Raw genomic sequence first — 11,956 nt, 5'->3', positions numbered from 1 at the left:
GTCGCGATGATTTCCGTCCGCCTTCCGCTGGCACTTGCCGCCGCCCTCTCGCTGGCCGCCTGCGCCACCGCACCGTCTTCCCCGCCCGTCACGTCTGCTGCGACCGTAGCCCGGAGCGTCCCGGCGCAGCAGCAGAAGCTGCTGCTGATCTCCATCGACGGGCTGCGGGCGGACATGCTTGATCGTGGCATCACGCCGAACATCACCCGGCTCGTGCACGAGGGGGTGCGGGCGCAGTGGATGACACCGTCCTATCCGGCACTGACCTTCCCCAACCACTACACGCTCGTGACCGGCCTGCGTCCGGACCACCACGGCATCATCCACAACAGCATGCACGAGGAGGCACTGGGTCAGTTCCAGCTGCACATGCGCGAGTCGGTCGCCGATTCACGCTGGTGGGGCGGTGAGCCGATCTGGGTCGGTGCGGAAAAGGCCGGCGTGCGCACGGCCGTATGGTCCTGGCCGGGCAGCGAAGCGGCCATCCAAGGCATCCGGCCGAGCCAGATCCATGGCTACGATGAGACGGTGTCCCTGCCTGATCGCGTGGATCAGGTGTTGGGTTGGCTGGACCAGCACGGCCCGCAGGCGCCGCGCCTGGTGACGTTGTACATGGAGCAGGTGGACAAGGCCGGCCACAATCACGGCCCGGAATCCCAGGACTACGCCGCGGCTGTGGCACTGGCCGACAGTGCCATCGGTCGCCTGCTCGACGGCCTGCAGGCACGAGGGCTGGCCGAGGCCACCAATGTGATCCTGGTGTCCGATCACGGCATGGCCAGCGTGCCGGAAGGCCAGGTGGTGGCGACCGAAGACATGATCTCCCCGGCCATTGCCAGGGAGATATCGGTCGGCCAGTCGATCGGGTTCGCCCCCTTGCCGGGCAAGCAGGCACAGGCCGAGCAGATCCTGCTGGGCGCGCATGCCCACTATGACTGCTGGACCCGCCAGACCCTGCCGGCGCGCTGGAAGTACGGCAGCAACCCGCGCATTCCGCCGATCATCTGCCAGATGCACGAAGGCTGGGATGCCCTGACCCGCGATCGCATCGCCAAACGCGGGCCGGGCGATCGCGGCTCGCACGGGTATGACAATGCGCTGCCGTCCATGCGCGCGGTGTTCGTGGCACGTGGCCCGGCGTTCAAACAGGGGCAGACCGTTCCTGCGTTCGACAACGTGGATGTCTACCCGCTGCTGACCCGCCTGCTGGGGATTCCAACTGCGGCCAACGATGGCGACGCCGAGCGACTGCTGCCTGCGCTGCGCTGAGCGCGCGCTGGCGTCGGCCGGAACGCGGACGAAAAAAAACGCGGCGCAAGCGCCGCGTTTTTCATGACCCGCCTGGCTGGATCAGCCGGCCTTGGCCACCGCTTTCTTGGCAACGGCCTTCTTGGCCGGCGCCTTCGTCACGGTCTTCTTGGCAACCGGCGCAGCTGCGCCCACGGCCGCCTTGCTCACGACGTGCGAACGCGAATTGCCGTAGCTGGCATTGAAGCGCTTGCCCTTGGCGGTCTTGCGGTCACCCTTACCCATGTCGTAACTCCTTAGTCTGAATGCTGCGAAATCTGATTACCCCGTACTGACACGGGTTCGGCGGGGCCGCCCTCTCAGGCGCCCCCGCGCACGATCGGAAAGCCTACCATGCGCGCTCTCAATGAGCACAGCTGGCGTCATGGACGTGGCCATGGTTCAGCCGCAGATTCACCAGATGGGCCACGCCGACCAGCACGCCGCCCAGGGTCATCACCACGGCATGCGGCACCGGGGAGTGGTGCAGCGGGCCGTACAGCAGGCCGGCCCACAACGCGGTCAGGCCTGGAATGAGGAAGCCCAGCGCGCGCAAAGCGCCATGGCGGCGCCAGCCCCAGACCAGGCTGAACAGGCCCAGCAGCGTGACGAAGCTCACCAGCGCCAGCTCCACCCCGTCGCCCATCCAGACCGACAGACCCAGCGACGGCGCAGCGGCCAGCAGCACCGGGAGTACAGCGCAGTGCACGGCGCACAACAATGAGCCGGTGGCACCGAAACGATCGATCAGATGGCGGAGGCGAGGGAACAAGGGCATGACTTCCAGCAGGGTCGGCGAAGCGTTATGGAATAATATAACATCAATCCTGACGCGCACTCCTGCCTCCCCCTGACTTGCCCTCCCCCGTTCCGCTACGGGATTCGCGCGCCCTACCATTGATATATTGTAACAATTGACCGAAGGCCCTTGCCCTATGCGCTCCAGCTCCCTCCTGCTCAAACCCCACGCCCTGTCATTGGCACTTGCCGCCGCGATGCTGCCCTCGCTGGCGATCGCTGCTGACACCACCGGCACTCATCGCGACGGCCACCTGACCGAACTCTCCACCGTGAAGGTCACCGCCTCGCCGCTGCAGGGCGACGCGGAATCGCTGGCGCGCCCGGTCGACGTGCTGGCCGGTGAACGCCTGGACGAGCAGAAGGCCGGCACGCTCGGCGACACCGTGGCCAAGCTGCCCGGTGTGCAGAGCACCTTCTTCGGCCCCGGTGTGGGCCGCCCGATCATCCGCGGCCAGGAAGGCCCGCGCGTGGCAGTGCTGTCCAACGGCATGGGCAACATGGATGCCTCCACCGTCAGCGCCGACCATGCCACCAGCATCGAGCCGTTCCTGGCAGACCAGATCGAGGTCCTCAAGGGCCCTGCCACCCTGCTGTTCGGCAGCGGCGCGATCGGCGGGGCCGTCAACGTGGTCGATGGCCGCATCGCCCGCGAACTGCCGGACCGTCCGCTCAGCGGCCGTGCCGAACTGCGCGGCAATTCGGTCAACGACGAGCGCAGCGGCATGTTCCGCTTGGACGGCGTCAGCGGCAATGTAGTGCTGCATGTCGACGGCCTGGTCCGCAACGGTGATGACTACCGCATCCCCGGCTACGCAGTGATCGATGGCCTGGAAGACCACAGCGGTCACGATCATGAGGAAGGTGATACCGACGAACCGCGCCGCGGCCGTCTGGACAACAGTTCGATCCGCACCCGCGCCGGCGGCGTCGGTGCCACCTGGCTGGGCGATGAGGGCTACTTCGGTGTGTCCGCCAGCACCTACCGCACCAACTACGGCATTCCCAACGGCGCGCACGTGCATGCCGATGACGACCATGATCATGACCACGATCACGACCACGACCATGGCGACGAAGAAGAAGGCGATGAGCATGACGTCCGCATCGACATGGTGCAGAACCGCTTCGAAGCCAAGGGCGGCATCTACCATCCGACCTCGTTCCTGAAGAACATCAACCTGCGCACCGCCTACACCGATTACGAGCACACCGAACTGGAAGCCGGCACCCCGGCGACCCGTTTCACCAACCGCGGCATCGAAGGCCGCCTGGAAGCCGTGCAGGAACAGATCGGCGGCTGGGACGGCGCCTTCGGCCTGCAGTTCGGCAACAGCGATTTCGGTGCCAAGGGCGAGGAAGCCTTCGTGCCGGATACCGCGACGAAGAACATCGGCGTGTTCGTGCTGCAGGAAAAGCAGTTCGGCCCGTTCAAGTTGGAACTCGGTGGCCGCCACGACCAGGTCAAGCTGGACCCGACCGGCGATTACCGCGACCGCAAGTTCGACGCCACCAACCTCTCCGCCGCCGGCATCTGGACGCTCAACGACGCCGTCGACCTGCGTTTCGGCATCGACAGCTCCGAGCGCGCGCCGACCAACGAAGAGCTCTACGCCGCCGGTGCGCACATCGCCACGCGCTCGCTGGAAATCGGTGATGCCAACCTGAAGACCGAGCGTGGCCAGCGCATCGAACTGGGCATCCATACCCACAGCGACCGCGTCGACTTCTCCGCCTCGATCTACCAGACCAAGTTCAAGGACTTCATCTACCTGGCCGACACCGGCGTGGTCGAATCGCTGCCGGTGCGCCTGTGGACCCAGCAGGACGCCACGTTCAAGGGTGCCGAAGCCGAAGCCCTGTTCCATCTCTTCGAAGGCAACGCCGGCGATTGGGATCTGCGCGTGTTCGGCGATTACGTCAAAGCCGAACTGGATGGCAGTGGCAGCCGCAGCGTCGATATCGCCGTGCCGCACGGTGATCACAACCACAACTACACCGTGGATCTGGCCAACACCGGCTATCTCCCGCGCATCGCCCCGGGCCGTGTCGGCGCGGACCTGCGCTGGTCCAAGGATGGCTGGCGCGCCTCGGTGGGGGCCGTGCGCTACAGCAGCCAGAAGGACGTCGCGCAGAACGAGGCGCCGAGCAACGGCTACACCCTGGTCGATGCCCACTTCGCTTACCGCTGGGACCGTACCGACAGCAACAGCTATGAGGTCTTCCTGGACGGCAACAACCTGACCAACCGTGAAGTCCGTCCGCACACCTCCCTGCTGCGCGATTACTCCCCGCTGCCGGGCCGTGGCGTCGCCTTTGGCATCCGCGCGTACTTCTGATCGATTCACTGGGTGGTTGCATTACCCGAGGGGGCCGAAAGGCCCCCTTTTTTGCGTCTTCGCCGCTCTGTCGCGAGCGTTGCGTCCCGCAGCGAGCGGGCACGTTATGCCGGATTGCTTGACCAGCTACGTGCATATGCACATATCATCCAGCCATTACACTCCGGCGCACCCCCATGGACCCGCTCAGCCAGAGCCCGTGTACCTGTTTCCGCCTGCGCCGCGCCGCCCGTCGGCTCTCGCAGATCTACGATGCCCACCTTGCCCCTGCAGGCCTCAGCCTCAACGCTTACTCCATCCTGCGGCGCGCCCCCGAACCGCGGCAGCTGGGCGAGCTTGCAGAGGCGCTCGGCATGGACCGCACCACGCTCACCCGCAACCTCAAACCGCTGCTCGCCGCCGGCTGGCTTGAACAACGCCGCGGTGATGACGCCCGGCAACGCCTGATCGTCATCACTCCTGCCGGCAAAGCCTGCCTGCGCCGCGCGCGCCCCCTGTGGCAACGGGCGCAGAACGACGTCGAAACCACCTTCGGGCCCATGCCCACCGCCCGGCTCAACGACCTGCTCGACCAACTCGATCACGCCCTGCCCGCCGGAGCCGACACATGAGCACGTCCACCACCGCTGCGCGCGCCCCCACCCTGCACTGGGGCCTGCTGGTCGCCGCCTCGGCCATTCTCATGGTCACCATGGGCGTGCGCCAGACCTCCGGCCTCTATGTCGACCCGATCCATCGCGGCACCGGCGTGAGCATCGTCGAGATCAGCTTCGCGCTGGCCATCGGCCAATTCGTCTGGGGGGCGGTGCAACCCGTGTTCGGTGCCGTGGCCGACCAGCGCGGCGCGTTGCCCGTGCTGATCTTCGGCGCCCTGCTGCTGGCCGCCGGCCTGCTGCTCGCACCGCTGCTGACCAGCCCGCTCGGCATGACCTTCACCCTCGGCCTGCTCATGGCTGCCGGTGCCGGGGCCGGCAGTTTCTCCGTGCTGATCGGCGCTACCGCACACCGCCTGCCGGCCGAAAAACGCTCGTTCGCCGCTGGCCTCATCAATGCCGGCGGCTCGCTGGGCCAGTTCGTGTTCGCGCCGCTGGTCCAATGGATCATCGGCACCGCCGGCTGGGCCCGCGCCATGATCACGATGGCCGTCATCACCCTGCTCTCAGTACCCTTGGCCTGGCCGCTGCGGCGTCGCGCCGGTGACCATGCGCCTGCTGCCGGTGCCACCGATGACGGGGGCCTGCGCGCACAACTGCGCATCGCCCTGCGCGACCGCAGCTACTGGTACCTGCACCTGGGCTTTTTCACCTGTGGCCTGCACATCGCGTCCCTGGTCACCCATCTGCCCGGCGAAATCGCGCTGTGCGGCCTCTCGCCCACCGTCGCCTCGTCCTCCATCGCCCTGATCGGCCTGTTCAACGTCGCCGGCAGCCTGATCATTGGCGCGCTCGGTCAGCGCTACCGCATGAAGTACCTGCTGTTCTGGATGTACGCCAGCCGGGCCGTGATGATCGGGGTCTACCTCGTTGCGCCGCCCACCCCGCTCACCTTCTACGTCTTCTCCGCCGCGCTCGGCTTCACCTGGCTGGCCACCGTTCCGCCCACCGCCGGCCTGGTCGGCAAACTGTTCGGCCCGCGCTACCTCGGCACCCTGTTCGGCCTGACCTTGCTCTCGCACCAGCTCGGCGGCTTCTTCGGTGCCTGGCTCGGCGGTCTCGCCTTGGCGCATACCGGCAACTACCTGTGGATGTGGTACGCCGACATGGGCCTGGCCGTCCTTGCTGCGCTCATCAACCTGCCGATCCGTGAAGCCCGGATGGGCGGCTGTCACGGCGTGCCCGCCCCGCGCTGAGCTCACCTGCCGTCCACATTGTCAAGCGCGGGCCAACCAAGGCGCGCGGTAAGCGACATCTCCCCTTCCGCCCCGGACAGTTCTGTCCGATGATGCCGCATGCCTACCCAACGTGCCGACGCGGCCGCCCGCCGCGCCCAGATTCTCGACGCTGCCGATACGGTCTTCGGCCAGCACGGTGTTACCGCCCCGCTGGACCTGGTGGTCGAGCGCGCACAGGTGGGCCGCGCCACGCTGTACCGCAACTTCCCTGACCGCACCGCGCTCGTCGAGGCCCTGCTTCAACGTACCGTCAACCGCATCGCGCGCCAGGTGCAGACCCTGGGTGACCGCGACGACGCACTGTTCGACGTCCTCGAAGGCATGGCCAACCGCATCGTCCAGTCGCCCGCGCTGTCGGACTACTGGCGCGCGGTCGATCCGGATCAGATCCCGATCCGGGCCGCGCGCGAAACCATCTTCGAACTGCTGCGCGAACCGATCGCCCGCGCGATCGCCGCCGGCCTGTGTCGGCCGGATCTGGAAACGACGGACATTTCACTCATCTCGGGCATGCTGGGAGCCGCGCTGCGTGGCAAGACGCGTGACGAACGCGCCCGGCTGGCCACGCGCGCCCTGCAATTGCTGCGTGGCGGATTGCGGGGGCCTGCCGACGGGGAGGGATGATGCCGCAGTACCTCAAGCCGGTTCCGGACTGGGAGGAGCACGAAAAACCGACCCTGCCGGGCTCGGCCTCGATGCCGTGGCATCCCCCGCACCGCCGCCTCGCCTATGCGCTGGTCGCCCTGCTGGTCGGCATCACCGGCGGCCTGGGCAATGCGCTGGTCAGCGCCAACCTGCCGTTCCTGCAGGGCCAGCTCGGGCTCACCCCGGCGCAGGGCAGCTGGCTGGTGGCCGCCTATGCGATGGTCAACGTCACCGCCAATCTGCTCGCCTTCAAGTTCCGCCAGCAGTACGGCATCCGCCTGTTCGCCGAGATCGGCCTGGGCCTGTATGCCGCACTGGCGGTGCTGCACCTGTTCGTGGGCACGTTTGAAACCACCGTGCTGATGCGCGCGGCCAGCGGCTTTGCCGGTGCGGCCTGCACCACGCTGGGCACGCTGTACATGCTGCAGTCGCTGCCACGCAAATACACCGGCAACCTGCTGGTGATCGGCGTAGGTATCTCGCAGCTCGCGGTGCCGATCGCCTGGCTGGTCTCGCCCGGTCTTGTCGACACCGGCCAGTGGCACAACCTGTATCTGTTCGAAGCCGGTCTGGCGCTGTGTGCGTTCGCTGCCGTGGTGGTGCTCAAGCTCCCGCCCGGTGCGCAGATCAAGGCGTTCGAACCGCTCGATTTCCTCACCTTTGCGCTGCTTGCTCCCGCGGTCGGCCTGCTGGTGGTCGTGCTGGCGCAGGGCTACACCCGCTGGTGGCTGGATACGCCATGGCTGGGCTGGGCGCTGATCGCCTCCATCGCACTGTCCACCACCGCCTTCATCATCGAGCACTACCGCCGCAACCCGTTGCTGCAGACGCGGTGGCTGGCCAGTCTGCCGGTGATCCATTTCATCATCGGCGCCTTCCTGATCCGCTTCCTGACCACCGAGCAGTCGTATGGCGTCGTCGGTTTGATGCGTACGCTCGGGATGGGGCCGGACCAGATGCGCCCGCTGTTCGCGGTGATCCTGGCCGGTGTGATCACCGGCATCGCGGCCAGCTCGCTGACCTTCGGGCCGAAGCGGCTGATTCCGCAGTTGTTGATGGCCATCCTGCTGCTTGGCAGCGCGGCCTTGCTCGACCAGAGCCGCACGAGCCTGGATCGCCCCCATGACTTCTTCGCCAGTCAGTTTCTGGCCTCGGTCGGTGCCGGCATGTTCATGGGGCCGCTGATCATGCTCGGCATCACCCAGGCATTGAAGCAGGGCGTGGACCACATGATCACCTTCCTGGTCACGCTTTCCATCACTCAGACGTTAGGCGGCCTGGCCGGCTCGGCCGTGCTCGGCACCTATCAACTGCACCGCGAGCAGGTGTACTCCGGCGCGCTGGTGAGCCAGCTGGATCCGGCCGACAGCGTGGTCGCCCAACGCCTGAAACAGCAACAGCAGCTGTACGCCAGGCTGATCACCGATCCGGTCCAGCGCAGCGCCCAGGGCACCGCGCAGCTGGCACAGATCACCCGCCGCGAAGCCAACGTGCGAGCGTTCAACGACGTGTTCGCACTCAGTGGCCGTGTCGCGCTGATCTTCCTTGGCTGGTTGCTGCTGCTGGCGGTCCGCACTGCCGTGCTCAGGCAATGGCGCAAACGCCACGCACCGACACCTCCCCTTTCCGCGCCGACGCCCGACGGCGTCGCACCCCGATGAGCATGCCCATGTCGACCCAACCCCCGCACGACGACGCCGCCCCGGAAAACGTCAACCCACCGCCGCCGACCGATGCCGCGCCCGCCCCTGCACCGCCACCGGCCGCTGCACCGTCTGGCGTGCCCAAATACCTCAAGCCGAGCCTGCGAGCCGTGATCATCATGATCGTGATCGCGCTGATCGGCATCGCCCTGATCCTGCGCGCGTGGTCGCTGTGGCCGTTCGAAACCTCACGCGTCACCACCGACAACGCCTACGTGCGCGGCCAGATCACCGTGCTCGCACCGCAGGTCAACGGCTATGTCACCGAGGTGCTGGTCAAGGACTTCCAGCACGTCAAACAAGGCGATCCCCTGCTGCGCATCGACGACCGCATCTATCGCGAGAAAGTCGTCCAGGCCGAAGCCGACCTGGACAGCGCCAAGGCCGCGCTGGCCAACTCCGATCAATCCCAGGCGCAGAACCGCGCGCAGATCCAGGCCGCCCAAGCCAACCTGTCTGCCGGCCAAGCCGAACTCTCGCGCTCGCGTACCGAGCTCAAGCGCTACGAAGAACTCGCCGATCAGCAACTGGTCGCCCTCAACGACCGCGACAAGTTCCGCACTACCACGCAATCGGCCCAAGCCAGCGTGCAGCAATCACAGGCACAGATCCGCATTGCCGAAGAAACCCTGACCTCCACCCAGGTCGCCCGCAAAGGCCTGGAGGCCCGTGTTGAAACCGCGCAGGCCCAACTGGAACTGGCCAGGATCGACCTCGCCAATACGGTGATCCAGGCCCCGCGCGACGGTCAGGTCAGCGAAGCGTCCGTCCGCCTCGGCCAGTACGTCACCGCCGGCTCGCAGCTGCTGTTCCTGGTGCCCGATACCCTCTGGGTGGTTGCCAACTTCAAGGAAGGCCAGACCTGGAAGATGCGCATCGGCCAACCCGCCACCTTCTCCGTGGACGCCTTCGACGGCCAGAAGCTGCATGGCCACATCGAACAGATCGCCCCGGCCACCGGCTCCGAGTTCAGTGTCCTGCGCCCGGACAACGCCAGCGGCAACTTCACCAAAGTCGTCCAGCGCCTGCCGATCCGCATTTCCATCGACCCTGATCAGCCGCTGGCGCCGCGCCTGCGTCCGGGCATGTCGGTGATCGTCAAAGTGGATACAGCTGCGGAAGGGCACGAGCCGGCCGGTGCGACGCCGTAACGCGCCCGCGCGCAGAACGCCAACGCTTTTCCCCACCCCAGTCCGAAACCGTCGGGAAACAGAGTGGCTGCTTTCGCAGCAGAAACGAAAAAGCCGCGCAGGTGCGCGGCTTTTCAACATCAACAGCGTACCGACCAACGGTCGGCACCTACCCCGCACAGCGCGCGCACAGGCCATGCACTTCCAGCGTCTGCGCCTGCGGCTGGAACCCCAGCTCCTTCGCCCGCTTCTCCAGCTGGCTGACAATCTCCTTGTCCTCCAGCTCCACCGCGCTGTGGCAGCTGTTGCAGATCAGGAACGGCACCGAATGCTGCGCACTGCTCGGATGGTGACACGCCACGAAGGCGTTCACCGACTCCAGCTTGTGCACGAAACCATTGGCCATCAGGAAATCCAGCGCGCGGTAGACGGTCGGCGGTGCGTCTGCACCGACGCCCTTGCCATTGCGCACCCACTCCAACAACTCGTAGGCCTTCACCGGCTTGCCGGCCTCGGCGATCAGGCGCAGCACGTTCGCGCGGATCGGCGTCAGCCGCAGCCCGCGTTCCGAGCACACGCGTTCGACCACCTTCACGAAGTCGGAGGCGTCGTGAACGTGATGGTGCGGAGCGGTACAAGCGGTCTTTGCGGACATGCGCGGTCTCCTGTGGTCAGGCCGTCGGTACTTTAGTGAGTGCGACCTCGATGCGTTTCAAGGCCTCTTCACGCCCGGCCAGGAAGACCGTCTGCGAGATGTCCGGGCTGACCTGGGTGCCGGTGATGGCCACGCGCAGCGGCTGCGCCACCTTGCCCATGCCGATCTCAAGCGCCGTGGCCACGTCATGCAGTGCCGCCGAAACGCTCTCCACCGTCCATTCACCGGCCGCGCCCAACAGCTCGCGGGCCTTGCCCAGCGCCAGTTCCGCGCCCGGCTTGAAGTGCTTGGCCACCGCCGCGTCGTCGTATTCGGTCAGCGGCTGATACCAGACCACCGCCTTCTCGGCCATTTCCTTCAGCGTCTGCACCCGGTCGCGCAGCGCCACCACCACGTCCGCCGGCGCCGGACCAGCGTTCAGATCCAGGCCCAGCTTGTTCAGCTGGTAGACCAGGTGCGGCGCAATGTCGGCCGGCTGTTCGGTCTTCAGGAAGTGCTGGTTGACCCAACCCAGCTTGGCCATGTCCAGGCGCGCGGCCTTGGAATTGCAGTTGGTTACATCGAACAGATCGATCAGCTCCTGGCGGCTGAACAGCTCCTGGTCACCGTGCGACCAGCCCAGGCGGGCCAGGTAGCTCAGCAGCGCGTCGGGCAGGTAGCCGGCGTCCTTGTACTGCATCACATCGGCAGCACCAGTGCGCTTGGACAGCTTGGCGCCCTGCTCGTCCAGGATCATCGGCATGTGGCCGAACTTCGGCACCGGCGCACCGATGCCCTCGTATAGATTGATCTGGCGCGGGGTGTTGTTGATGTGGTCGTCGCCGCGAATGACCTCGCTGATGCGCATGTCCCAATCGTCCACCACCACTGCGAAGTTGTAGGTGGGGAAACCATCCGGGCGGAAGATCACCATGTCATCGAGTTCGCTGTTGGCGATCTCGATACGACCCTTGATCAGGTCGTCGAACACCACCGTGCCCTCCAGCGGATTCTTGAAGCGGATCACCCGGTTCGGGTCATCCTTGTACGGCAGACCCAAGTCACGCGCAGCGCCGTTGTAACGCGGCTTTTCCTGCTTGGCCATGGCGGCCTCGCGCATCGCGTCGAGCTCTTCCCTGGTTTCGTAGGCGTAGTAGGCCTTGCCATCGGCGACCAGCTGCTCGGCCACTTCCAGATAGCGGGCCACGCGCTGGGTCTGGTAGATCGGGCCTTCGTCATAGCCCAGGCCCAGCCACTCCATCGCCTCCAGAATCGCGTCAATCGCGCCCTGGGTGCTGCGCTCGCGGTCCGTATCTTCGATGCGCAGCACGAATTCGCCGCCACGGTGACGGGCCTCCAGCCAGCAGTACAGCGCCGTGCGGGCGCCACCAATATGCAGGTAGCCGGTGGGACTGGGGGCAAAACGGGTGCGGCAGGTCATGGAGGGCTCAGGGCGGGAAACGGAATCCCGGCAATTTTACCTGTCCGGGCCAGACCCTGCCTAAATCGGATAATCCCTACTGCCTACT

The 11,956-nt window shown here is 66.3% G+C and carries 11 protein-coding genes; 7 read left to right on the top strand and 4 right to left on the bottom strand.

What is annotated here, in order from left to right; genetic code table 11:
* The first annotated feature begins 6 nt into the window (after nt 1-6).
* Nucleotides 7-1,269: an ectonucleotide pyrophosphatase/phosphodiesterase gene (locus ABE464_RS16755; protein WP_346472848.1), complete on the top strand. Its 1,263-nt coding sequence runs from the start codon at nt 7-9 to the stop codon at nt 1,267-1,269.
* A gap of 81 nt (nt 1,270-1,350) precedes the next feature.
* On the opposite strand, the gene ABE464_RS16750 is transcribed toward ABE464_RS16755, so the two are convergent.
* Both ABE464_RS16750 and ABE464_RS16745 read right to left on the bottom strand, forming a co-directional pair.
* Complete coding sequence (locus tag ABE464_RS16750) at nt 1,351-1,533, bottom strand: 30S ribosomal protein THX (protein WP_019184443.1); 183 nt, start codon at nt 1,531-1,533, stop codon at nt 1,351-1,353.
* Between the two features lie 118 nt (nt 1,534-1,651).
* Nucleotides 1,652-2,065, bottom strand: coding sequence for a MerC domain-containing protein (locus ABE464_RS16745; RefSeq protein WP_123728724.1), 414 nt, complete (start codon nt 2,063-2,065; stop codon nt 1,652-1,654).
* Between the two features lie 157 nt (nt 2,066-2,222).
* Here ABE464_RS16745 and ABE464_RS16740 point away from each other — a divergent pair, with 157 nt between their 5' ends.
* The 6 genes from ABE464_RS16740 to ABE464_RS16715 all read left to right on the top strand — a co-directional run bounded on the left by ABE464_RS16740 (nt 2,223) and on the right by ABE464_RS16715 (nt 9,814).
* Nucleotides 2,223-4,424: a TonB-dependent receptor gene (locus ABE464_RS16740; RefSeq protein WP_346472847.1), complete on the top strand. Its 2,202-nt coding sequence runs from the start codon at nt 2,223-2,225 to the stop codon at nt 4,422-4,424.
* Between the two features lie 176 nt (nt 4,425-4,600).
* Nucleotides 4,601-5,035 (top strand): MarR family winged helix-turn-helix transcriptional regulator, encoded by a 435-nt coding sequence (locus ABE464_RS16735; RefSeq protein ID WP_346472846.1) that lies wholly within the window; start codon nt 4,601-4,603, stop codon nt 5,033-5,035.
* Nucleotides 5,032-6,273: an MFS transporter gene (locus tag ABE464_RS16730; protein ID WP_346472845.1), complete on the top strand. Its 1,242-nt coding sequence runs from the start codon at nt 5,032-5,034 to the stop codon at nt 6,271-6,273. Before ABE464_RS16735 ends, ABE464_RS16730 begins: the two co-directional genes overlap by 4 nt.
* 99 nt (nt 6,274-6,372) lie before the next feature.
* A complete protein-coding gene (locus tag ABE464_RS16725) occupies nt 6,373-6,939 on the top strand; it encodes a TetR/AcrR family transcriptional regulator (RefSeq protein ID WP_346472844.1) in 567 nt (188 codons plus the stop codon).
* Nucleotides 6,936-8,621 (top strand): MFS transporter, encoded by a 1,686-nt coding sequence (locus tag ABE464_RS16720; RefSeq protein WP_346472843.1) that lies wholly within the window; start codon nt 6,936-6,938, stop codon nt 8,619-8,621. The genes ABE464_RS16725 and ABE464_RS16720 overlap by 4 nt, the downstream gene beginning before the upstream one ends.
* Nucleotides 8,622-8,629: 8 nt before the next feature.
* On the top strand, nt 8,630-9,814 hold the full coding sequence (locus tag ABE464_RS16715; protein WP_346472842.1) for an HlyD family secretion protein: 1,185 nt from the start codon (nt 8,630-8,632) through the stop codon (nt 9,812-9,814).
* Nucleotides 9,815-9,962: 148 nt separating this feature from the next.
* Here ABE464_RS16715 and ABE464_RS16710 read toward each other — a convergent pair whose 3' ends face one another.
* On the bottom strand, nt 9,963-10,448 hold the full coding sequence (locus ABE464_RS16710; protein ID WP_019184450.1) for a Fur family transcriptional regulator: 486 nt from the start codon (nt 10,446-10,448) through the stop codon (nt 9,963-9,965).
* 16 nt (nt 10,449-10,464) lie between these two features.
* Nucleotides 10,465-11,868: a glutamate--tRNA ligase gene (gene gltX, locus ABE464_RS16705; RefSeq protein ID WP_346472841.1), complete on the bottom strand. Its 1,404-nt coding sequence runs from the start codon at nt 11,866-11,868 to the stop codon at nt 10,465-10,467.
* Between the last annotated feature and the right edge of the window lie 88 nt (nt 11,869-11,956).

Source organism: Stenotrophomonas sp. TWI587, assembly GCF_039674145.1.
Classification (GTDB): domain Bacteria; phylum Pseudomonadota; class Gammaproteobacteria; order Xanthomonadales; family Xanthomonadaceae; genus Stenotrophomonas; species Stenotrophomonas maltophilia_AY.
This window is presented reverse-complemented; position numbering and strand designations above follow the sequence as displayed.